The following is a 21,252-nucleotide window of genomic DNA, read 5'->3' on the forward strand; positions in this document are numbered from 1 at the left end:
CCTGAGTCAGATCGCGCCGAGCGCGTCGCTGTTGCCCTCATCGACTTCGCGGTACGTGCGGGCCGTCGCGGCGAAGCGCTCACCGACGCCGCCGAACCCCGAGCTCAACCCGGTCAGCCCGGTCAACACCTCGCCGGACGGCCGCACGTGGCTCGCCGCGAAGCTCTGCCCGATCGCGTCGGCACCCCAGCAGTCGCCGATCGAGTCCAGCACGCCGCTCAGCTCGCCCGCGATCTTCCCGGCGCGTTCGGCGAAGGCGGTGAAGTCATCGGCCCCCTCGGCGAGGCGGGCGAGGTCGGTCCGGAAGCCGGTCATCTCGTTCTCCTCGCGATGGGGCTCGGGCGGCGGCCCGGGATGTGGTTCGGGCCGTGGTTCGGGTCGTAGCCCGGATCGTGGCCGGGGCTCGGCGCGACGGCCGGGTTGGCGTCGGCGTCGAGCCAGTCGCGCTGCTCGAAGTCCTCGTCGTCATCGGCGACCGGGCGCCGCCTGGCGGCCGGTTCCGGCGGAAGGACCTCCTCGGCGCCGATCTCTTCCGGGCGGAGGTCGGCCGTGCCGCGCAACAACGCCTCGGGATCCGTGCCGGCGGGCAGCACCGGGCTCAACGTCCGGTAGGTGCCCTCGGCGGCCTTGGCCACCGCCTCCCGCGTCGTGCGCACGATCAACTGGGCGAGCTGCGCCGGCCGCAACCGGTACGCGCGGTCGTCCAGCTCCAGGTCGGTGAGCGTGCCCTTGGCGTCGACCACGGCGGTCACCGACCCGTCGGGGCTGGTGGCCGAACCGGAGATCCGGGCCAGGTCGCGCTGCACGGACGCCAACTGGTCGCGGCTGCGCCGGTAGTCGGCGAGCAGCTCGTCCACCTGGGCGCGGTGATCGGTCGTCACGGCCACCTCCGGGTTTCGCCGTCGCCGGGCATGGTCGTCGGTCGCGCGTTGGACGTTACGACCCCTACCCCGGTTCCCGCCCGTTCGAGGGAAATCCCGGTGTGCACGGCACGGTGGACCGTTCGGGCCAACGCCGACCCGATCACCGACCGCGGCCCGCCGTACGGCTCGACCGGACCGTCCAACGGGCACAGCAGCACGACCGCGTCCGTCACCGTCCCGGTGCCCGGCACGCCCGCCTCGCCCAACGCCTGCGCCTTGGCCTCGGCGACCGTCGCGACCGCGTTGACCAAGGCGGCGTCCGCCAGCCGCACCGGCAGCACGCACACCGCGTTGATCGTGCCGATGCCGGGCGGGTCCTCGGCGGGCGGTCCGGCCGCCCACGTCGGGTGCGCGCCGATCCCCGTCGTCACCCACGACCGCACACCGCTGTCGGTTTCCGGCACCACGTCCCGCACGTCGACGGCGGTGAGCAGCCCGGTGCCGGGACCGCGCAGCCCGAGGTCGGCCGCGATCTCGGCGACGTGCACGTCCGGGTCGGGGCGCGCGTAGTCCTTGGGCACGGTCGCGTTCAGCACCCAGTGCCGCACGCCGAGCCCGCCGCCGTGCGGGCCGGACGAGATCGCCAGCAGCGGCTCCGGCAGCCGCCACACCAGGACGCCGGGGTGCCGTTCGATCACGTGAGCCGCACGAGCGCCCGGTTCGCGCCGCGGCGCTCCACCAGCTCGAAACCCGTGTCGGTGAACATGCCGAACAGCTCCTCCGGCGACGGCCACGTCTCCGGTGTCAGCTCGACCACCCGCACCGCACTACCCCCGCAGCGCCCGGACCACCCGCGACGGGCTCGGCCGACCAAGCCGCTCGGCCATCCACGCGCTGGTGTCGGCGAGCTTGTCGAGGTCGACGCCGTGCTCGACGCCCAGCCCGTCGAGCATCCACACCAGGTCCTCGGTGGCCAGGTTGCCGGTCGCGGACTCCGCGTACGGGCAGCCGCCGAGCCCGCCCGCCGACGAGTCGATCGTGCGCACGCCCGACTGCATCGCGGCCAGCGTGTTCGCCAACGCCTGCCCGTACGTGTCGTGGAAGTGCACGGCGAGCCGGTCCACGCCGTCGAACCCGGTCAGCAGCGCGGTCACCTGACCCGGCGTGGCCACGCCGATCGTGTCGCCCAGCGAGAGCTGGTCGCAGCCCATGTCCAGCAGCCGCTTGCCGACGCCGACCACCTGCTCGCGCGGCACGGCGCCCTCCCACGGGTCGCCGAAGCACATCGACACGTACCCGCGCACCGCCAGCCCTTCGGCCTTGGCGCGGGACACAACCGGGTCGAACATGGCGAACTGCTCGTCCAGCGAACGGTTCAGGTTGCGCTGGGCGAACGTCTCGGTGGCACTGGCGAAGATCGCGACGTGCTCGACGCCCGCCCGCAGCGCGCGCTCCAGCCCGCGTTCGTTGGGCACCAGCACGGGGTAGCTCACACCGGGGCGCTTGACCAGGCCGGCCAGCAGCTCCTCGGCGTCGGCCAGCTGCGGCACCCACTTGGGGTGCACGAAGCTCGTGGCCTCCAGCACCGTGCCGCCCGCGTCGGCCAGCCGGTCCAGGAACTCCAGCTTGGTGCCGACCGGCACGACCTCGGACTCGTTCTGCAGCCCGTCCCGCGGCCCGACCTCCCAGATCGTCACGCGGTCCGGCAGGCCGTTCGCGCCCACCGTGTCCGGCAGGCCGACTTCACGCGCGCCCATCTGTGACCCTGTCCTCCGTCCGGTGGTCGTCGGCCGGGTTGTCGTTGATCTCCCGGTACAGCAGCGAGTGCACCTTCTCCACCCGCCCGATGTCGTCGAACTCCAACGGCTCGTCCGACGCCGACTCGATGATCAGCGTGCCGCAGCCCAGGATCCGGTCCAGCAGCGTGTGCTCGAAGCGGACGCTGTTGATCCGGCCGAGCGGGATGTCCAGCCCGGTGCGCTTGAACACGCCGATCCGGTACATCACGCGCTCGCTGGTGACGATGAAGTGCGTGGTGCGCCAGCGGACCACGGGCGCCAGGGTCAGCCAGGTGACCAGCACCACGACGATCGCGGCGAGCACGAGCCACGCGATCGAGGCCCAGCCGAAGTCCGACACCTGCACCGCGAGGTAGGCGCCACCGCCGACCGCGACGACGAGCGCGAGCACCGGGACGAGCAGCGTCTTCCAGTGCGGGTGCTGGTGGATCACGACGTGCTCGCCGGTGCTGAGCAAGTCGTCCGGGTACGCCACGACTGGTCCCCTTCGGTGGCTGGGCACGCCTCAGGGCCTCACCGTACCCGCAGGTGCACCACGTCCCCGGCGGAAACGGAGTGGTCGTCACCCGCGTCGTCGCGGACCACGAGCGTGCCGTCGGACTCCACGTAACGGGCCGTGCCGAGCAGGGCCTCGCCCCTGGCCAGCTCGACCCTCACCTGGCGGCCGAGCGTGCCGCAGTGCGTCCGGTACTCGTCGCGCAACGACGGCTCGTCGCCACCGGCCCGCCGCCACCGCTCCTCCACCGCGACCAGCTCGCGGAGCAGCGTGATCGCCACCTCGGTGCGGTCCAGCGGACCGGCGTGGTCCTCGAGGCTGGTCGGCACGAGACCGCCCGCGCCCGGCTCGACGTCGTCGGGCAGCCCGGCCACGTTGAGCCCGATGCCGACCACCACGGCCTGCGCCACGCCCGCGGTGATCTCGGCCAGCACACCCGCCGCCTTGGCGTCACCGATGAGCAGGTCGTTCGGCCACTTCAGCGACGCGTCCACGCCGACGCTCTTGGCCGTGCGGACCAGCGCCACGCCCGCGAGCAGCGTCAACCACGGCAACCGCGCGGGCGGCACGCCGGTCGGCCGGAACAGCACGCTCAGGTAGAGGCCACCGGTCGGCGACGTCCAGGCCCGGCCGCGTCGCCCCAGGCCGGCGGTCTGCCGTTCGGCGATGAGCACGGTGCGGTCGTGCGCGCCCCGGTTCGCCGCACGACTGAGGTCGGCGTTCGTGGAACCGGTCTCGGCGACCACGTCGACGGTCGCATAGGGCCCGACGAGGGCGGCGCGGAGGGCGGCGGTGTCGAGGATCACGGGGGCAGACTATGAGCGACCCGCCCCACCCGCTGTGTCGGAGCGGTGTGGATGGCGGGGCGGATCGCGTGGTCAAGCCTGCAACCTCTACCGCGCTGGAGGTCAACACGCCGCGAGGTCGCGTCGGTCGTTCGTGACTCATTTCACGGCGATCACGCATTTCGATCGTCGGGAAATGAGTCACGAACGACCGACTTCCGGGTGACCGGGCCCGCGACGCCGGAGGCGGCGCAATCCGACACAGTTAAGCTGCCGCGCTATGAGCAGTGCGACCGCCCCCATCGGCGAGGAGCCGGACGTCCACACCACGGCCGGGAAGCTGGCCGACCTCTACCGGCGCAACGAGGAGGCCGTGCACGCCGGCTCGGCGCGCATGGTGGAGAAGCAGCACGCCAAGGGCAAGAAGACCGCCCGCGAGCGCATCGAGCTGCTGCTCGACCCCGGCTCGTTCGTCGAGCTGGACGAGCTGGCGCGGCACCGCTCGACGAACTTCGGGCAGGAGCGCAACCGGCCCTACGGCGACGGCGTGGTGACCGGCTACGGCACCGTCGACGGCCGCCCGGTGTGCGTGTTCAGCCAGGACGTCACGGTCTTCGGCGGCTCGCTCGGCGAGGTCTACGGCGAGAAGATCGTCAAGGTCATGGACCTGGCGATCAAGACCGGCCGGCCGATCGTCGGCATCAACGAGGGCGGCGGCGCGCGCATCCAGGAAGGCGTCGTCTCGCTCGGCCTCTACGGCGAGATCTTCCGCCGCAACGTGGCCGCGTCCGGCGTCGTGCCGCAGATCTCGCTGATCATGGGCGCGAACGCGGGCGGCCACGTCTACTCGCCCGCGCTGACCGACTTCGTGGTCATGGTCGACCAGACCTCGCACATGTTCATCACCGGCCCGGACGTGATCAAGACCGTCACCGGCGAGGACGTCGGCTTCGAGGAGCTCGGCGGCGGGCGCACGCACAACACCAAGTCCGGCAACGCGCACTACCTCGGCGACAACGAAGAGGACGCCATCTCCTACGTCAAGGAGCTGCTGTCCTACCTGCCCGCCAACAACATGTCCGAGCCGCCGGTCTTCGACGCGCCGGACGACCTGGTGCACGGCTCGGTCGAGGACTCGATCACCGACTCCGACCGCGAGCTGGACACGCTGATCCCGGACTCGGCGAACCAGCCCTACGACATGCACGAGGTCATCACCCGCGTGCTGGACGAGGGCGAGTTCCTGGAGGTCCAGCCGCTGTTCGCGCCGAACATCCTGGTCGGCTTCGGCCGGGTGGACGGCCACTCGGTCGGCGTGGTGGCCAACCAGCCGACCCAGTTCGCGGGCTGCCTGGACATCGACGCCTCCGAGAAGGCGGCGCGGTTCGTGCGGACCTGCGACGCGTTCAACATCCCGGTGCTGACGTTCGTGGACGTGCCCGGCTTCCTGCCCGGCACCGACCAGGAGTGGAACGGCATCATCCGGCGGGGCGCGAAGCTGATCTACGCCTACGCCGAGGCGACCGTGCCGCTGGTCACCGTGATCACCCGCAAGGCCTACGGCGGCGCGTACGACGTGATGGGTTCCAAGCACCTGGGCGCGGACATCAACCTGGCGTGGCCCACGGCGCAGATCGCGGTCATGGGCGCGCAGGGCGCGGCGAACATCGTGCACCGCAAGACGCTGGCGGCGGCTTCGGCGGCCGGTGAGGACGTGGACGCGCTTCGGGCCCGTTTGCAGCAAGAATACGAAGACACCCTCTGCAACCCTTACGTCGCGGCGGAACGCGGCTATGTTGACAGTGTGATCCCTCCCTCTTTCACGCGTTCGTACGTCGCCAGGGCGCTGGCGGTGCTGCGCGACAAGCGCGAGGTGCTGCCGCCCAAGAAGCACGGGAACATCCCGCTGTGAGCGCGGCACCGCACCTCCGGGTGGTGCGCGGCAACCCGGACGACGTCGAGTTGGCCGCCGTGACGGCGGTCGTGGTCGGCCTGGCCTCGGCCGACGGGCCCACGGCGGACGAGCCGCGCCGATCGGCGTGGTCGGACAAGTCGAGGCAGGTCAGGCGGCCGCTGCCGCACGGCCCCGGCGCCTGGCGCTCCTCCGCACTGCCGTACTGAGGAACACCGCGACTTCCGGACCACCACGCGAGGTCGCGTCGGTCGTTCGCGTCCTCATTCCCCGGCGATCACGCTTTTCGATCGTCGGGGAATCAGGGCGCGAACGACCGACTCCCGTGCGACCGAGCCGGCAACGCCGGAGGCGGCGCCGATTCAACACTGCGCTCAACAGTCCACGCGACGTGAGTTGACCTGGACGCCGTCGCCGAGCACGGTCACCTCGCGGCACCGAGTGCCGTCCGGCACGTGCAGGCGGACCCGCATCCACATGGTGCCGACGCCGGCCCGCGCCTCCAGCACCTCGACACCCTCGGCGGCCAGCGCCGAGGGCACCGCGTCGAGCCGGTTGATCGCCCGCGCGACGGACGTCACCTGGCCCATCACCTGCTGTTCGACGCGGTCGCTGCCGTTGGCGAAAGGCCAGAACGGCACGCCGTAGCCGACCGGGTCCGTGGACACGACCCGAGCCGTCAGGACCAGGATCAGGACGGCCGGCACCGACCAGAGCCACCGGTACCGGCCCCGACTCCGGTCGATCCGGCGAACCACCAGAGCCAGACGCTGCACCACTCCGAGGGTGCCGCACGCCGTCATGGCGCGCATCGGTAGTTCTACGCACCGCTCGGGCACGGCATCCCGAAGTGCCGTGAGCAGGGGTTTCAGGTTCGGCCTCCCGTACCGCACGCACCCGGCCGCCGTCCGTCCGGTCGGGCTCTAGGCTTCAGGTCGTGCGCTTCGTCCTCGCCTCCCAGTCACCCGCCCGCCTGGCCGTGCTGCGTGCCGCCGGTGTCGAGCCCGTCGTCCGCGTGTCCGGCGTCGACGAGGACGCGCTGGCCGCCTCGCTCACCGACCCGACACCGGAAGAACTGGTCACTGCCCTGGCGACGGCGAAGGCCGAGGCGATCGCCCGGGACGAGGACGACGACGCGGTGGTCGTCGGCTGCGACTCGATGCTGCGCACCGCCGATGGCGAGGTGCACGGCAAGCCCGGCACGGTCGAGGTCGCGCGGGAGCGCTGGAAGAAGATGGCCGGCACCACCGGCACCCTGCTGACCGGGCACGCCGTGCTGCGGGTGCGCGGCGGGCAGGTCGTGGCGCGTGCCATCGGGCACGAGGCGACGCTGGTCCGGTTCGGCCGGCCGACCGACGACGAGCTGGAGGCCTACCTGGCCACGGGCGAGCCGCTGCACGTCGCGGGTGCGTTCACGCTCGACGGCCTGGGCGGCTGGTTCGTGGACGGCATCGACGGCGACCCGTCCAGCGTCATCGGCATCAGCCTGCCGCTCACCCGCCGGCTGCTGCGTCAGATCGACGTCGCGGTGTCCGACATCTGGTAGTCGTTGTCACATTTTCCCTGATCCGGGAAGCTCCCCGAAGGACCTTCGCGTTGGGGGAGCTGTGGGTGAACTGCTGACGCGCCGCCGGCACATCGACTTCGGGCGCAGGACGAACACGGGCTGTCGCGGCTGACGCCGCCCCCGTCGTCCTCCCCTGCGCACCCAACCCGGAGCAGTCGTGTCGTTCGTCCGCAGTTATGCGAAGCCGAAGGTGTTCGGCATCACCGTCCTCGCCGCGCTCGTCCTCGGCGCCCTGGCGGGGTACGTCGCCAAGAGCACGGACCAGGCGTGGCTCACCACCACCCTCGGCTCCATCGGCGACGTCTTCACCAGCCTGTTGCAGTTCACCGTCATCCCCCTGGTGTTCACCGCGATCGTGGTGGGCATCACCAGCCTGCGGCGGCTGGGCACGTCGCGCGCCGCGCGGCTGGGCGGCAAGACGCTGCTGTGGTTCGCCACCACGTCCCTGATCGCCGTGCTCATCGGCCTCGCCATCGCGTTGGTCTTCCAGCCGGGCGCGGGCGTGCGGGTCGAGCCGTCGCAGGCGGCGGTGGAGAAGCTCGCCGCCCGTGACCCGGGCTCGTGGAGCACGCTGCTGGAGACCTTGATCCCGTCCAACCTGTTCAGCGCCTTCACCGAGGGCGAGGTGCTGCAAGTCGTGTTCATCTCGGTGCTGGTCGGCTTCGCCGCGTACGCGCTGGGTGAGAAGGCCGCGCCGTTCGTCACGCTGACCCGGTCGGTGTTCGACCTGATCCAGAAGGTCGTCGGCTGGATCGTGCTGCTCGCCCCGATCGGCGTGTTCGGCCTGATCGGCACGGCGTTCGCGACCTACGGCAACTCGTTCGTCCGGCCGCTGTTCTCGCTGATCGCGTCGGTGTACGGCGGGTCGCTGCTGGTGCTGTTCGTGGTGTACCCGCTGCTGCTGCGGTTCGTCGGCCGGGTGTCGCCGGTGACGTTCTTCGCCAAGGCGTGGACCGCGATCCAGTTCGCGTTCGTGTCCCGCTCGTCGGGTGCGACGCTGCCGTTGAGCAGGCAGACCGCCGCCAACCTCGGCGTGGACGACGACTACGCGTCGTTCGCCGTGCCGCTGGGCACGACCACGAAGATGGACGGTTGCGCCGCCGTGTACCCGGCCATCGCCACGGTGTTCATCGCGAACCTGTTCGGCGTGCAGCTGGGCGTGTGGCAGTACGTGGCGATCGTCGCGGTCGCCGTGTTCGGCGCCCTGGCCACTGCCGGCACCACCGGCTGGTTCACCATGCTGACGCTGACCCTGGGCGCGGTGAACATGCCGCCGGAGGTCATCGCCACCGGTGTCGCCGTGGTCTACGCGATCGACCCGATCCTGGACATGGTCCGCACGGCCACCAACGTGACCGGCCAGATCACCGTCCCGGTCCTGGTCGCCCGCACCGAGGGCCTGCTGGACGACGAGGTCCTGAACTCCCCCAGCGAGCCCCCGCTGCTGACCGGCCCCCGCCCCACCCCCGTCCCCGCCTGACCGCTCAACTCACCCACCCCGAACGTAGGACTCTCGCGCCCTGGACGTACGACTCTCGCGAGAGTCCTACGTTCGCGGCGCGAGAGTCCAACGTCCAGAGCACCTGAATTCAACGCTCAGCACGGTCACGCACCGCATTGGCGCAGGTCGGACGGGTCCGGCGTCACGGTCGGCCAGCCGGGCAGGGACTCCGCCTCACGCACCACCGGCGTGCAGCCCAGCTCACCGCCGCCGGCGGCCAGCGAGAACACCTGCGCGAACCACCGCGAGCAGTCCGCGCCCGCCTGGCACGCCCGCTGCACGGCCACCACGTCGGCCACCGTGTCCTTGTTCACGTCGTGCAGCGCCAGGTACGCCCCACTGGCCAGGTACGGCAGCTGCGCCCGCGACCACGCACCCGACCGGCGCACCAGCACCTCGCCCAGCACCTCGCCGTTGACCGCACCGCGCACCAGGCACACGGCGACCTCCGCGTCCACGCACTGCAGCGACGACGCGTCGATCCGGGCTCCCGAAGACGCGATGGTCAACTCGAAGATGTTCGGCCCCGAAGCGCCGCTGGTGCGGATCCGGCCCGCGCCCTCGCCGACGACCAATTCCACTGAATCGACACCGACCTCCTGCTTCACCACCGAACGGCACGCCGTCGCACCGCACCGCAATTCGTCACGCGGCGTCGCGGCACCGGGGTCGGTGGCCGCGGGAGGGCGCAGTGACCAGGCGATGACCAACCCCGCGATAGTGATGAGCACAGCTGCGCAAGCCGTCAGAAGCGCGGCGGTGGGCGGGCGTGTCACGATTTCCGATTGTTCCACCCAAGCGTGAGCTGTCTCTCGGTCACCGGGTACTGACGGGTCACTAAACTCCCCGACCATTGCCGCTCCAAGTTCCCAGCGTTGCCAGGAGGTAGGACGTCGTGTCGCTGCGCAAGGTCCTCGTCGCCAACCGCGGTGAGATCGCCGTCCGGGTCATCCGTGCCTGCCGAGACGCCGGTCTGGCCAGCGTCGCCGTGTACGCCGACCCGGACCGGGACGCCCCGTTCGTCCGGTTGGCGGACGAGGCGTTCGCCCTGGGTGGCAGCACCCCCGGAGACAGCTACCTCTCCATCGACAAGATCCTCGACGTGGCCAAGCGCGCGGGCGCCGACTCGGTGCACCCCGGCTACGGCTTCCTGTCCGAGAACGCGGACTTCGCGCAGGCGGTGCTGGACGCGGGCCTGATCTGGGTCGGCCCGACCCCGCAGGCCATCCGCGACCTGGGCGACAAGGTGACCGCGCGGCACATCGCGATGCGCGCGGGCGCGCCGCTGGTGCCCGGCACCAAGGACCCGGTCTCCGGCCCGGACGAGATCATCGCCTTCGCCGAGGAGCACGGCCTGCCGGTCGCCATCAAGGCGGCGTTCGGCGGCGGCGGTCGCGGCCTCAAGGTCGCCCGGACGATGGAGGAGATCCCGGAGCTGTTCGACAGCGCGGTGCGCGAGGCCGTCACGGCGTTCGGCCGCGGCGAGTGCTTCGTGGAGCGCTACCTGGACAAGCCGCGGCACGTCGAGGCGCAGGTGCTGGCCGACCAGCACGGCAACGTCATCGTCGTCGGCACGCGCGACTGCTCGTTGCAGCGCCGCCACCAGAAGCTGGTCGAGGAGGCGCCCGCGCCGTTCCTGACCGACGAGCAGCGCGCCGAGATCCACCGCTCCGCCCGCGCCATCTGCAAGGAGGCCGGCTACCACGGCGCCGGCACGGTCGAGTACCTGGTCGCCGTGGACGGCACCATCTCGTTCCTGGAAGTCAACACCCGCCTGCAGGTCGAGCACCCGGTCAGCGAGGAGACCGCGGGCATCGACCTGGTCCGCGAGCAGTTCCGGATCGCGGCGGGCGAGGAGCTGCGGTTCACCGAGGACCCGACCCCGCGCGGCCACTCGATCGAGTTCCGCATCAACGGCGAGGACGCGGGCCGCAACTTCCTGCCCGCGCCCGGCACGGTCACCACGTTCACCGCACCGTCCGGCCCCGGTGTCCGGGTCGACGCGGGCGTGGAGAGCGGCACGGTCATCGGTGGCCAGTTCGACTCGCTGCTGGCCAAGCTGATCGTCACCGGCGAGGACCGCCCGCAGGCCCTGGAGCGGGCACGGCGCGCGCTGGACGAGATGGTGGTGGAGGGCATGGCGACCGTGCTGCCGTTCCACCGCGCGATCGTGCGCGACCCGGCGTTCGTCGGCGACGAGGACGGCTTCACCGTGCACACGCGCTGGATCGAGACCGAGTTCGACAACACCATCGCGCCGTTCACCGATGGCGCGGAGGCCGAGGAGTCCGAGCCCCGGCAGACCCTGGTGGTGGAGGTCGGCGGACGTCGGCTGGAGGTCTCGCTGCCCGGTGACCTGGCGCTCGGCGGCGGCGGCGGCGGTGGCGGTGGCGGCGCCGGTGCGGCCAAGGCGGGCGTGAAGGCCAAGCCGCGCAAGCGCGCCGGTGGCAAGGGCGGCTCGGCGGTCTCCGGTGACGCGGTGGCGGCGCCCATGCAGGGCACGATCGTCAAGGTCGCGGTCGAGGACGGCCAGCAGGTCGAGGCCGGCGAGCTGATCGTCGTCCTGGAGGCCATGAAGATGGAGAACCCGGTCACCGCGCACAAGTCCGGCGTGGTCACCGGGCTGGCCGCCGAGCCGGGTGCGACGGTCACCCAGGGCACGGTCATCTGCGAGATCAAGGAATAGGCTCACCCGTGTGAGCGAGCGGGAGATCCGGATCGGCGACGCGGAGCGCGAGCACGCGCTCGGCCTGCTCGGCACGCACCTCGGCGAGGGGCGGCTGAGCGTGGACGAGTACGGCGACCGCTCCGCCCGCGTCGCCACCGCGAAGACCCGCGGTGACCTGTACGCGCTGTTCAGCGACCTGCCCGCGCCACGGCCGACGTTCCCGCCGGTGGCACCGTCCGTGCCCGACCGGGCCCGGAGCGGTTCCCCGGTGGAGTTCCGGGCGAGCACCGCGGCCGTCACGGCGGTCGCGATCATCAGCGTGGTGCTGTTCTTCCTGCTCCGCAATCCGTTCGTCTTCCTGCTGATCCCCGCGGTGATGCTGCTGATCGGCCGGATGGGCAGGCGTTGAGCGCGCCGTCGCTGCTGCTGCTCGACCTGGACGGCGTGCTGCGGCGGTTCCCACCGGACGGGCCGATCGAGGACGACTTCGGCCTGCCGCGCGGCACGTTGGCGCGGGTGTCGTTCGCCCTGGCCGGTCCCGCGACGGCAGGCCGTGCCACCGACGAGGAGTGGCGCGCGGCCGTGCGGCAGCAGCTGGTCGCCGAAGGGCTGTCACCGGCACGCGCGGCGGGCGCGGTGGCGGCGTGGACCCGCACCGGTGAGGTGATCGGTGAGGCGTTGGAGCTGGTGCGGCGGGTGCGCGAGCGGTGCCGGGTGGCGTTGCTGTCCAACGCCACCGACCGGCTGCCGCGCGACCTGGCGGCGTTGGGGCTGGACCGCGAGGTGGACGCGGTCGTGTCGTCCGCGCGGCTCGGGGTGGCCAAGCCGTCGCCCGAGGCGTTCCGGCGCGCGTTGCGGGTGCTCCAGCACTCGCCGTCCGGCACGTTGTTCTGCGATGACAACTCGGTGAACACCGAGGCGGCGCGGACCGTAGGCATCGACGCGGTGCACACGCCGGATTTCCCCTCGCTGCACGAGGCGTTGTCGTCGCGCGGATTGCTGGACGACGGGGTCGGCACCGGTTCGGCAGCCGCGTCGGGGCCGTTGTTGCTGGTCCTGCACGACCGTGACGACGCCGAGGAAGCCGCCCGTGAACTGTCCGCGGCGGGTTGGCAGCCGTGCGCGGTGCACAAGGACGTGCTCGCGGGCGAGGACGACCTCGAGGACGCCGACTGGGTGGTGGAGCTGACCACCGGTCCCGACGACCGGCCCGCGTCCACCCACCGCGGGCTGCTCGAAGAGCTGGCCGGGCGTTACGACGGGTTCGTCACGGACTAGTCTCCCCCGGCATGGAGGCCGTCGAGATCAACGCGGGTGAGTTCTACCTGCGTCAACTCCGCGCCGACGACCGCATCGACGACCGGGTGGCGTTGGTGGGCGGCGGTCTGTGCGCGGACCTCGACGCGGCCGGTGCGCACATCGCCGAACGCGCGGACCAGTGGCACACCGAGGAAACGTGCTCCTGGGCCGTGTGCGACCAGCTCACCGGAACGGCCGTGGGCGAGATCGCCTTGACGAACACCGGTGAACTCGACTGCTGGATCACCCCGGACCTGCGCGGGAAGGGCATCGCGACCCACGCGACGGCGGCCGTGCTGCGGTTCGGCTTCGGCTTCCTCGACCTGCCCCTGATCACCGCCAGACCCCCGGACGACGCGGCCCGCCGGGTCGCGGCGAAGTGCGGCTTCACAGCCGAGGGTCCACTTGGCGTGTGGACACGGCTACGGTAGGTGGCCATGAGGGGTGCTCGGGTGCTCACCGCCACGCTCTGCGCGTTGGCGATGGCCTCCTGCACGCCCGTCCCGGAGAAGAAGGCCGACCGGGTCGACGATCCGCTCGCCATCACCACGACCACCGTGCCGTCGTTGCCGCCCAGGCCGCGGGAGCTGCGGTTGGACGACGTCGACCCGTGCGCCGTGCTCTCGCCCGAACAGCGCATCGAGCTCAGCCTGGACAACCCGCCCAGCGCATATGTGGAAATCGGCTTCGGCAACGCGAAGGCGTGCACCATGCGCAGCAACATCAGCGGGAACGTCGTGCGGCTCGCGCTCGTCACAGTCGAGGGCGTCGGCGTGTGGCTCAGCGAGAACGCCCAGGTCCACGCGGAGCAGACCACGGTCGCCGGTTTCCCCGGGCTGACCGTGCGGACGCCCGGCATGGACAACGTGTGCAACGTCGAAGTGGACGTCGCGGAGGGGCAGTTCCTCGACGTGATGTTCCGCGACGGCGGTAACGAAACAGCGGCGAAGCAAGACACCCTGTGCCAAGGGGCGCAACGGGCGGCAGAAGCGGCGGTAGCCGGTTTGCTGCAGCGGCGCTGATCCACGCGGGGGATGTGCGCTCCACCTACTCCCCGCTGTCGGACCGGGTGGCTAGAGTGAAGTTGCGCGAGAACCGGACGGCGCGTGACGGGGAACGAGGAAGGCGGGAGGTTGTCCATGCCGTCGGAAGACCACGGCCACGGCGCTGACACGGGCTCACCACCGCCCCTGGCGCACACGTTGAACGTCGAGCCGAGCGCGATCCCGAGCCTGCGCAGCGCGTTCGCGGGCGCGTTGACCAAGCTGGACAAGCAGATCGAGCTGGCGATCACCGAGGTCAGGGTCCGTCCGTGGGCGGGCGACCCGGTGAGCCGGGACGCCGCGGAGCAGTTCAACGAGCGGTCGCTCGAATCGGGCGACTCGGCGCTGATCGCGTTGGAGAACTACCAGCGGCAGCTCAAGTCGGCCATGGACGCACTCACCCTGGTCGAGCGGCAGTACCAGTCCATCGAAGAAGACAACACCGGGTTGATGGGACAGCAGGGCAGCCGCTGAGCGCCCGGCGCAGGCAAGGGGAACGTTCATGCCCGATGGACACCGCTGGAGCGGGTACAGCCACGAAGAGCTGTACGAGCAGATCAACTCGGGGCCGGGGCCCAAGGCCTCGCACACCTCGATGGAGCGGTGGCAGGGCGTCTCCGCCGCGTTGACCGAGATCAACGCCGAGCTGCACGCCGGTGTGCTGCGTTCCGGCGCGACCTGGGAGGGAACGGCCGCGGACAAGGCCCGGGTGGGCATCAACCCGCTGGCCTCCTGGGCGGACGACGCCCGGGCGGGCGCGGAGGTCATGCGCATCTCGGCCGAGCTGCAGGCGGACTACATCGCCAAGGCGCGCGCGGACATGCCGCCGCCGGTGAAGGTGACCGCGGAGCAGCCGAACCTGCTCGTCAGCGCGTTGACCCACCTGGTGGGCGGGCAGACGGACTACGAGCAGCAGGAGAAGGCGCAGAACGCGGCGGAGCAGCGCGCGCGTGAGGTGATGACGACCTACGCGTCCAGCACGATCTCCAACACCAGCACGCTGGGGCAGTTCCACCAGCCGCCGCAGTTGATGATCAGCGCGGGCGAGGTGGCGCGCAACGACTCGGCGGGCGTGTCCGGGCCGGGTTGGGGCTACGGCGGTCCGCGCGGTGGGCGTGGCGGTGGCCGTGGTGGGTGGCGTGGCGGCCGCGGTGGTCGTGGTGGCGCCGCTCCGGCTCCGCGTCCCGTGACGCAGCCTTCGTTCGGCGGCTCGACCGGCACGTCGTCGTCCGGGCCGGCCGGGTCGACCAGGGCTTCGACGGCCGCGTTACCTGCCTCGGCGTCGGGCTCCCCCGGCTCGACCCAGTACGGGCCGGGTGGGGTGATCGGCGGTTCGGCCGGCCAGCAGGAGAAGGACCGGCGGAAGTCCTCGTCCACGGGGACCGACACGACGAACGGCCAGCACGCCGGTGGTGGCGGTGCGGGTGGTGCCGGTGGTCCCGGTGGTACCTCGTCGAACCCGCTCCTGCCCCACGGCATGCCACTGCCAGTCGGCACCACGTCGGCGAGCTCGGCGGAGTTCGGCGCGTTCGCGGCCAGCGCGCAGCACGCGGCGGCGGCCGGGCCCGGCGGTGCCACGGGCACGATGCCCGGCGCGGGCGGGCACGTCGGCGGCGGCCAGGACACCGTGCACAAGCGGAGCACGCCCGCACCGGCGCAGCCCGCGTTCGACCCGTTCGGCGGATTGGGTGGTGCGCGTGGCGCGGAAGAGGAAGAAGATGCCACGCACGACGCCGCCGACTACCTTCGGGAGACGGACGACATCTACGGCGTTGGCGGGATCATCTCGCCTCCGGTGATCGGGGAGAGCACTACCCACTGATGACGACGTTCGGCTTGGACTTGGGCAGCAACGACCTGCGCGAACCCGTGACCATCTCGGCGCTGGAGTTCGACGTGCTGTGGGAGCACCTGCGGCTGGAGACCATGCCGCTGGTGCTCAAGGTGCCGTCGCCGGGCAAGACGCACGCCGAGCGTGCCGAATTGGAGCGGCGGGTGTGGACGGAGCTGGACCGCCGCGGCCTCGGCCGGCCGGTGTCGCTGGACCCGTCGCTGGAAGACCTGCTGCACCTGCTGAACCGGCCGCAGCAGGAGGTGGACGGCCGTTTGTGGCTGGACGGCCACAGCGTGCGCGTCCTGGCGGCGGCCAAGGGCCAATCTGGCGTCCTGGCCGTGCTGTCCCGTGACCAGTTGACCCTGCGCCCGGCGTCGGCCGAGGGGCTGCCCCGCGAAGCCCTGTCCGTGCTGCCGGCGCTCCCCGCAGGTCCGGGGCACTCCGTGACGCTGCCCAGCGCCGACCTGGACGCCGCCGCCGCTGCTGCCAACACCCCCGACGACCTCCTGCAGGCGCTCCTCTCCCGCGGCATCCGCGCCGAGGACGCGCGCACGTTGGCCGACATGTTCCGCGACGCGGGCAACCGCGGCCAGTTCGGCGCCGCGAGCCGCGACAAGTGGGGCAAACGCGTCCGCCAGGAGCGCGTCGTGTCGTTCTTCGACAACCCCCAGGGCCGCTACATCCAACTCCGCCAGGCCACCCCGGGCCAACAACCGTGGAGCACCGTCTCCCCCGTCGACACCCGCCGCCTCCTCCACCACCTAGAAACCCTCACCACCGCGTGAGTCCAACGCTCAGGCCGCGAGAGTCGTACGTTCAGAGCACCTGAATTCAACGCTCAGACCGTCTGGACGACACGATCAGGTGAACGATGTACGGGATCCACCGTCCCGCCACTCGGTTATGCATGATCGAACTGCCTCCTGGCCTCCACGGTGCCTACCCGCGCACGCGCCTGCACGACCACATCGGCTCTCCAGCGGTGACCCGTGCCATCCGCGATGGCTACTTGGTCAACTACTGCCGCACGGTCGTCATCCAGCGCCAACGCATGACCAGCCTGCACACCCGTGCCGCCGCCGCGCTGCTGATGGCGGGACCGGACGCCGTGCTGACCGACCACACGGCGGTCTGGCTGCACGGCTGCACGGCCGCCGAGACCGATCGGGTGCACATCCTCCTCGACTACGACCGCAGGGTTCGCCCGCGCCCTGACCTCGCCGTCCACTACCACCAGTACGACCCGGCTGACGTGGTCGAGGTGGACGGCCTGCGCTGCATGGTGCTCGACTACGCCATCGCCGACCTGCTCTGCCGAGGCCGCCACCGCTCCACCGCACTGGCCTGCGCGGATCAGGCGCTCGCGGTGCTGCCGCCCGAGCAACGTGCCGCGTTCAAGGCCGACCTGGCCGTGCGCATCACGACCCGCCGTGATCACCGCGGCCGGCGGCAGGGCGCGTTTCTGCTGGACCTCGCCACGGGCCTACCCGAGTCACCGGCGGAGAGCGCGTTCCTGCTGAGCATCGCCGAAGCCGGTTTCCCGCTGCCCGAGCTCCAGTACCCGATCCGCGACCTGGACGACCGTGAGGTGTGGCGGTTGGACTTCGCCTGGCCGGACGCGCGCGTAGCCGTGGAGTACGACGGCTACGCCGCGCACGTCGACAAGGCCGAGGCCGACCGAGCCCGTGACGAGGACCTGCGACGGCGCGGCTGGAAGGTGCTCCGGGCCGACGTCTCGGACCTGCGCGACCCCACGCGACTGTTCGGACAGCTGAGTGTTGAACTCAGCGCTCCTGAACGTAGGACTCACGCGTTCTGGGTGTAGGACTCACGCGCGCTGAGCGTTGGACTCTCGCGACGTGAGCGTTGGACTCTCGCGACGTGAGCGTTGGACTCTCGCGACGTGAGCGTTGGACTCTCGCGGGGTTAGGGGCCGATGCCTTGGCAGGGGCGGGTGCGGAGGTCGGCGACGTAGTCGTCGGGGGCGCCCGCGGCTTCGGCGGCGTCGGCGACGACGCCGATGTAGCGGGCCGAGGGCAGACCTCCCTCATAAGCGTCCAGGACGTAGAGCCAGGCGGTCACCGAGCCTTCCAGGGTCTGGACGCGCAGGCGGATCTTCTTGTAGAGACCGAGGGCGCCTTCCCAGCGGTCGAGGCGGGACTCGTCACGCGGGCTCACGTCGTAGAGCACGCAGAACACCTGCGAGTCCGGGTCTTCGACGATGGTGGCGAGCGCGCCCTCCCAGCCCAGGTCCTCGCCACCGAACGTCAGACGCCATCCGGCGAGCCACCCGGTCCCCGCCATCGGGGAGTAGGGGGCTCGCTCCATCATCTGGTTCGGGTCCATGTTGGACCCGTACGCGGCATAGAGCGGCACGACCACAGCCTAGCGACCTTGCGATCACCGCGAGGTACCAGAAGACCGGACGACACACCTCGACACCCGACCGCGTACGGTTACCAGCGGCTGCAAGCGGCGCAAACAGTGCCGACGACCACTGAGGAGGACGTGTCGTGACCCGCATCGTCATCATGGGCGGTGGCCCCGCAGGTTACGAGGCGGCACTGGTCGCGGCCCAGCACGGGGCCGACGTGACCATCGTGGAACGCGAGGGCCTCGGCGGCGCCTGCGTGCTCTACGACTGCGTGCCGTCGAAGACGTTCATCGCCTCCGCGGGTGGCCGCAGCGCCTTCCGCAACGCCGGTGAGCTGGGCATTCGCACGGACGACGCGGAAGCGGCGGTCGAACTGCCGGTCGTCCACGGACGGGTGAAGGGCCTTGCGCTCGCCCAGTCCGCCGACGTCCGGGCCCGCCTGCAGCGCGAGGGCGTGCGGATCATCAACGGCATCGCGAAGTTCTGCGACAACGCCAAGGGGCTCGCCCAGCACGAGGTCGTGGCCATCGCGGACGACGGTTCGGAGGAAGTCCTGCCCGCCGACGTCGTGCTCATCGCCACCGGTGCGACCCCGCGCGTGTTGCCCGGCGCCGAGCCGGACGGCAAGCGGATCCTGACCTGGAGGCAGATCTACGACCTCCCGGAGTTGCCCGAGCACCTGGCCGTCATCGGATCGGGTGTCACCGGTGTGGAGTTCGCCTCCGCGTACACCGAACTGGGCGTGAAGGTGACCATGGTCTCCAGCCGCGACCGGGTGCTTCCGCACGAGGACGCCGACGCGGCCGTGGTGCTGGAGGACGTGTTCGCCGAACGCGGCACCGCCGTGGTCAAGCACGCCCGCGCGGACCGGGTCGAGAACGTCGGCGACGGCGTCCTGATTCACCTGGAAGACGGTCGCACGATCGAGGCGAGCCACGCCCTGATGACGGTCGGCTCCGTCCCGAACACCGCCGACCTGGGCCTGGACAAGATCGGCATCGAACTCGGCCGCGGCGGGTACATCCCGGTCGACCGGGTCTCCCGCACGAACATCGCCGGCGTCTACGCGGCGGGCGACTGCACGGGCCTGCTGCTGCTGGCCAGCGTCGCCGCCATGCAGGGCCGCATCGCCATGTGGCACGCGCTGGGCCAGGGCGTCAGCCCGATCCGCCTCAAGACCGTCGCGGCGAACGTGTTCACCAACCCCGAGATCGCGTCCGTGGGCATCAGCCAGCAGGCGATCGACTCCGGCGAGGTACCCGCCCGCACGATCATGCTGCCGCTGGCCACCAACCCGCGGGCCAAGATGGAAGGCCTGCGCCGCGGTTTCGTGAAGCTCTTCTGCCGCCCGGCCACCGGTGTCGTCATCGGCGGCGTGGTCGTCGCGCCCAACGCCAGCGAGCTCATCCTGTCGATCACGCTCGCCGTGCAGAACCAGCTCACCGTCGACGACCTGGCGACCACCTTCTCCGTCTACCCGTCGCTGACCGGGTCGATCACCGAAGCCGGCCGCCAGCTGATGCGCCACGACGACCTCGACTGACGCTCGAGGGGAGGGGCGCCGCCCACGAACGAGCGGCGCCCCAAGCGCTCACTCCACCCAGTCGAACGTCCTGGTCACGGCCTTCTTCCACTGCGCGTACGTCCGGTCCCGCGCCTCGGCGTCCATCGCCGGGTCCCACTGCTTGTCCTGCGCCCAGTTCTGCCGGATGTCGTCCTCCGACGCCCAGAACCCGACCGCCAGGCCCGCCGCGTAGGCCGCGCCCAGCGCCGTCGTCTCGTTGACCACCGGCCTGATCACCGGCACGCCCAGGATGTCCGCCTGGAACTGCATCAGCAGCTCGTTCACGACCATGCCGCCGTCGACCTTCAACGACTTCAGCGGCACGCCCGAGTCGGCGTTCATCGCGTCGATCACCTCGCGGGTCTGGAACGCCGTCGCCTCCAGCACCGCCCGCGCCAGGTGGCCCTTGTTCACGAACCGGGTCAACCCCACGATCGCGCCGCGGGCGTCCGACCGCCAGTACGGCGCGAACAGACCGGAGAACGCGGGCACGAAGTACGCGCCACCGTTGTCCTCCACCGTGCGGGCGTGCTCCTCGATCTCGGCGGCCGTCGAGATCATGCCGAGGTTGTCGCGCAACCACTGCACCAACGACCCCGTCACCGCGATCGAACCCTCCAGCGCGTACACCGGCGCCTGGGACCCGATCTTGTAGCACACGGTCGTGAGCAGGCCGTTCTCGCTCATCACCTGGTCGGTACCGGTGTTGAGCAGCACGAAGTTGCCGGTGCCGTAGGTGTTCTTGGCCTCGCCCGGCGACAGGCACGCCTGCCCGAACGTCGCCGCCTGCTGGTCACCGAGGATGCCCGCGATCGGCACGCCGGCCAGCGCGCCGCGCTCGCGCACCTTGCCGTACTCCTCGGACGACGACCGGATCTCCGGCAGCATCGACAGCGGGATGCCCATGTCCGCCGCGATGCCCTCGTCCCAGCTCAGCGTCTCCAGGTCCATCAACAACGTGCGGGACGCGTTCGTCGGGTCGGTGACGTGCACACCGCCGTCCACCCCGCCGGTCATGTTCCACAACACCCAGGTGTCCATGTTGCCGAACAGCAGGTCACCGGCCTCGGCCTTCTCCCGCGCGCCCTCGACGTTGTCCAGGATCCAGCGGACCTTCGGCCCGGAGAAGTACGTCGCCAGCGGCAGGCCGGTCTTGTCCCGGTACCGCTCCTGCCCACCACCGAGAGCCGCCAGCTCCTGGCAGATCCGATCCGTCCGGGTGTCCTGCCAGACGATCGCGTTGTAGACGGGCTGACCGGTGGTCCTGTCCCACACCAGGGCGGTCTCGCGCTGGTTGGTGATGCCGACGGCGGCGATGTCCCCGGTGGTCAGGTCGGCCTTGGCCAACGCGCCCGCGGCCACCTGCCTGGTGTTGGTCCAGATCTCGTTCGCGTCGTGCTCGACCCACCCGGCGCGCGGGAAGATCTGCTCGTGCTCCTTCTGGTCGACGGAGACCACGCGGCCCGAGTGGTCGAAGATCATGCACCGGGTCGACGTCGTGCCCTGGTCGATCGCGGCGACGTACTTCGTCATGCGCTGGAGTCCTT

At 71.1% G+C, this 21,252-nt stretch carries 25 protein-coding genes; 14 read left to right on the plus strand and 11 right to left on the minus strand.

The genetic code is table 11. The annotated features are described in order from the left end of the window. Positions 1-6 precede the first annotated feature (6 nt). From B0I31_RS18395 to B0I31_RS18420, 7 genes are read right to left on the minus strand one after another with little or no spacing between them, the layout of a single operon-like run. Positions 7-315 carry a hypothetical protein gene (locus B0I31_RS18395; protein WP_106616634.1) on the minus strand — a complete coding sequence of 103 codons (309 nt, stop codon included), beginning with the start codon at positions 313-315 and terminating at the stop codon, positions 7-9. Next, positions 312-881 (minus strand): YbaB/EbfC family nucleoid-associated protein, encoded by a 570-nt coding sequence (locus B0I31_RS18400; protein WP_106617027.1) that lies wholly within the window; start codon positions 879-881, stop codon positions 312-314. Before B0I31_RS18400 ends, B0I31_RS18395 begins: the two co-directional genes overlap by 4 nt. Continuing rightward, entirely contained in the window at positions 878-1,561 is a 684-nt protein-coding gene (locus tag B0I31_RS18405) for an adenosylcobinamide amidohydrolase (protein WP_106616635.1), read from the minus strand. Before B0I31_RS18405 ends, B0I31_RS18400 begins: the two co-directional genes overlap by 4 nt. Continuing rightward, on the minus strand, positions 1,558-1,686 hold the full coding sequence (locus tag B0I31_RS42605; RefSeq protein WP_281262306.1) for a hypothetical protein: 129 nt from the start codon (positions 1,684-1,686) through the stop codon (positions 1,558-1,560). Before B0I31_RS42605 ends, B0I31_RS18405 begins: the two co-directional genes overlap by 4 nt. 4 nt (positions 1,687-1,690) lie before the next feature. Continuing rightward, positions 1,691-2,620: a hydroxymethylglutaryl-CoA lyase gene (locus tag B0I31_RS18410; RefSeq protein WP_106616636.1), complete on the minus strand. Its 930-nt coding sequence runs from the start codon at positions 2,618-2,620 to the stop codon at positions 1,691-1,693. After that, a complete protein-coding gene (locus B0I31_RS18415; protein WP_106616637.1) occupies positions 2,607-3,137 on the minus strand; it encodes a PH domain-containing protein in 531 nt (176 codons plus the stop codon). The genes B0I31_RS18410 and B0I31_RS18415 overlap by 14 nt, the downstream gene beginning before the upstream one ends. Before the next feature lie 38 nt (positions 3,138-3,175). Continuing rightward, positions 3,176-3,961, minus strand: a complete 786-nt coding sequence (locus tag B0I31_RS18420) for a biotin--[acetyl-CoA-carboxylase] ligase (protein WP_106617028.1) — start codon at positions 3,959-3,961, stop codon at positions 3,176-3,178. A 262-nt stretch (positions 3,962-4,223) separates the two neighbouring features. On the opposite strand from B0I31_RS18420, the gene B0I31_RS18425 reads away from it, so the two are divergent. Together B0I31_RS18425 and B0I31_RS18430 are read left to right on the plus strand one after the other, a co-directional pair. Next, positions 4,224-5,855 carry an acyl-CoA carboxylase subunit beta gene (locus B0I31_RS18425; protein WP_106616638.1) on the plus strand — a complete coding sequence of 544 codons (1,632 nt, stop codon included), beginning with the start codon at positions 4,224-4,226 and terminating at the stop codon, positions 5,853-5,855. Continuing rightward, entirely contained in the window at positions 5,852-6,064 is a 213-nt protein-coding gene (locus tag B0I31_RS18430; RefSeq protein ID WP_106616639.1) for an acyl-CoA carboxylase subunit epsilon, read from the plus strand. Before B0I31_RS18425 ends, B0I31_RS18430 begins: the two co-directional genes overlap by 4 nt. A gap of 165 nt (positions 6,065-6,229) precedes the next feature. Here the strand turns inward: B0I31_RS18430 and B0I31_RS18435 are convergent, their stop codons facing one another. After that, positions 6,230-6,631, minus strand: a complete 402-nt coding sequence (locus B0I31_RS18435; RefSeq protein ID WP_146173882.1) for a hypothetical protein — start codon at positions 6,629-6,631, stop codon at positions 6,230-6,232. A gap of 161 nt (positions 6,632-6,792) precedes the next feature. Between B0I31_RS18435 and B0I31_RS18440 the strand changes: the two genes are divergently transcribed. Beyond that, complete coding sequence (locus tag B0I31_RS18440) at positions 6,793-7,401, plus strand: Maf family protein (protein WP_106616641.1); 609 nt, start codon at positions 6,793-6,795, stop codon at positions 7,399-7,401. Between the two features lie 178 nt (positions 7,402-7,579). Then, positions 7,580-8,902: a dicarboxylate/amino acid:cation symporter gene (locus tag B0I31_RS18445; RefSeq protein ID WP_106616642.1), complete on the plus strand. Its 1,323-nt coding sequence runs from the start codon at positions 7,580-7,582 to the stop codon at positions 8,900-8,902. A gap of 125 nt (positions 8,903-9,027) precedes the next feature. On the opposite strand, the gene B0I31_RS18450 is transcribed toward B0I31_RS18445, so the two are convergent. Next, positions 9,028-9,504 carry a hypothetical protein gene (locus B0I31_RS18450; protein ID WP_146173883.1) on the minus strand — a complete coding sequence of 159 codons (477 nt, stop codon included), beginning with the start codon at positions 9,502-9,504 and terminating at the stop codon, positions 9,028-9,030. A 314-nt stretch (positions 9,505-9,818) separates the two neighbouring features. On the opposite strand from B0I31_RS18450, the gene B0I31_RS18455 reads away from it, so the two are divergent. From B0I31_RS18455 to B0I31_RS18495, 9 genes are all read left to right on the plus strand, one after another. Then, positions 9,819-11,609, plus strand: coding sequence for an acetyl/propionyl/methylcrotonyl-CoA carboxylase subunit alpha (locus tag B0I31_RS18455; protein ID WP_106616644.1), 1,791 nt, complete (start codon positions 9,819-9,821; stop codon positions 11,607-11,609). 10 nt (positions 11,610-11,619) lie between these two features. Continuing rightward, positions 11,620-12,000, plus strand: a complete 381-nt coding sequence (locus B0I31_RS18460; RefSeq protein WP_181320239.1) for a DUF1707 SHOCT-like domain-containing protein — start codon at positions 11,620-11,622, stop codon at positions 11,998-12,000. Continuing rightward, on the plus strand, positions 11,997-12,869 hold the full coding sequence (locus tag B0I31_RS18465) for an HAD family hydrolase (protein WP_106616646.1): 873 nt from the start codon (positions 11,997-11,999) through the stop codon (positions 12,867-12,869). The genes B0I31_RS18460 and B0I31_RS18465 overlap by 4 nt, the downstream gene beginning before the upstream one ends. An 11-nt stretch (positions 12,870-12,880) precedes the next feature. After that, on the plus strand, positions 12,881-13,321 hold the full coding sequence (locus B0I31_RS18470; RefSeq protein ID WP_106616647.1) for a GNAT family N-acetyltransferase: 441 nt from the start codon (positions 12,881-12,883) through the stop codon (positions 13,319-13,321). 6 nt (positions 13,322-13,327) lie between these two features. Continuing rightward, on the plus strand, positions 13,328-13,912 hold the full coding sequence (locus B0I31_RS18475) for a DUF3558 domain-containing protein (protein WP_106617029.1): 585 nt from the start codon (positions 13,328-13,330) through the stop codon (positions 13,910-13,912). 117 nt (positions 13,913-14,029) lie between these two features. Further along, on the plus strand, positions 14,030-14,407 hold the full coding sequence (locus B0I31_RS18480; protein ID WP_106616648.1) for a transcriptional regulator: 378 nt from the start codon (positions 14,030-14,032) through the stop codon (positions 14,405-14,407). Positions 14,408-14,435: 28 nt separating this feature from the next. Then, positions 14,436-15,755, plus strand: a complete 1,320-nt coding sequence (locus B0I31_RS18485; protein ID WP_106616649.1) for a PPE domain-containing protein — start codon at positions 14,436-14,438, stop codon at positions 15,753-15,755. Next, positions 15,755-16,552, plus strand: a complete 798-nt coding sequence (locus tag B0I31_RS18490) for an ESX secretion-associated protein EspG (protein ID WP_106616650.1) — start codon at positions 15,755-15,757, stop codon at positions 16,550-16,552. Before B0I31_RS18485 ends, B0I31_RS18490 begins: the two co-directional genes overlap by 1 nt. 197 nt (positions 16,553-16,749) lie before the next feature. Then, complete coding sequence (locus B0I31_RS18495) at positions 16,750-17,592, plus strand: DUF559 domain-containing protein (RefSeq protein WP_245950066.1); 843 nt, start codon at positions 16,750-16,752, stop codon at positions 17,590-17,592. A gap of 101 nt (positions 17,593-17,693) precedes the next feature. On the opposite strand, the gene B0I31_RS18500 is transcribed toward B0I31_RS18495, so the two are convergent. Continuing rightward, positions 17,694-18,143, minus strand: coding sequence for a gamma-glutamylcyclotransferase family protein (locus B0I31_RS18500; RefSeq protein WP_033429064.1), 450 nt, complete (start codon positions 18,141-18,143; stop codon positions 17,694-17,696). A gap of 137 nt (positions 18,144-18,280) precedes the next feature. Between B0I31_RS18500 and B0I31_RS18505 the strand changes: the two genes are divergently transcribed. Next, the gene (locus B0I31_RS18505; protein WP_106616652.1) at positions 18,281-19,684 is read left to right on the plus strand and encodes an NAD(P)H-quinone dehydrogenase; all 1,404 of its coding nucleotides are present in this window, start codon (positions 18,281-18,283) and stop codon (positions 19,682-19,684) included. A gap of 48 nt (positions 19,685-19,732) precedes the next feature. Here the strand turns inward: B0I31_RS18505 and glpK are convergent, their stop codons facing one another. Continuing rightward, positions 19,733-21,238, minus strand: a complete 1,506-nt coding sequence (gene glpK / locus B0I31_RS18510) for a glycerol kinase GlpK (protein WP_106616653.1) — start codon at positions 21,236-21,238, stop codon at positions 19,733-19,735. Between the last annotated feature and the right edge of the window lie 14 nt (positions 21,239-21,252).

This window comes from Saccharothrix carnea (assembly GCF_003014735.1).
GTDB lineage: Bacteria > Actinomycetota > Actinomycetes > Mycobacteriales > Pseudonocardiaceae > Actinosynnema > Actinosynnema carneum.

Coding starts and splice junctions, on each gene's coding strand:
- B0I31_RS18395 (WP_106616634.1), bottom strand. CDS start 315: ATGACCGGCTTCCGGACCGACCTCGCCCGCCTCGCCGAGGGGGCCGAT.
- B0I31_RS18485 (WP_106616649.1), top strand. CDS start 14,436: ATGCCCGATGGACACCGCTGGAGCGGGTACAGCCACGAAGAGCTGTAC.
- glpK (WP_106616653.1), bottom strand. CDS start 21,238: ATGACGAAGTACGTCGCCGCGATCGACCAGGGCACGACGTCGACCCGG.
- B0I31_RS18410 (WP_106616636.1), bottom strand. CDS start 2,620: ATGGGCGCGCGTGAAGTCGGCCTGCCGGACACGGTGGGCGCGAACGGC.
- B0I31_RS18425 (WP_106616638.1), top strand. CDS start 4,224: ATGAGCAGTGCGACCGCCCCCATCGGCGAGGAGCCGGACGTCCACACC.
- B0I31_RS18470 (WP_106616647.1), top strand. CDS start 12,881: ATGGAGGCCGTCGAGATCAACGCGGGTGAGTTCTACCTGCGTCAACTC.
- B0I31_RS18490 (WP_106616650.1), top strand. CDS start 15,755: ATGACGACGTTCGGCTTGGACTTGGGCAGCAACGACCTGCGCGAACCC.
- B0I31_RS18480 (WP_106616648.1), top strand. CDS start 14,030: ATGCCGTCGGAAGACCACGGCCACGGCGCTGACACGGGCTCACCACCG.
- B0I31_RS18475 (WP_106617029.1), top strand. CDS start 13,328: ATGAGGGGTGCTCGGGTGCTCACCGCCACGCTCTGCGCGTTGGCGATG.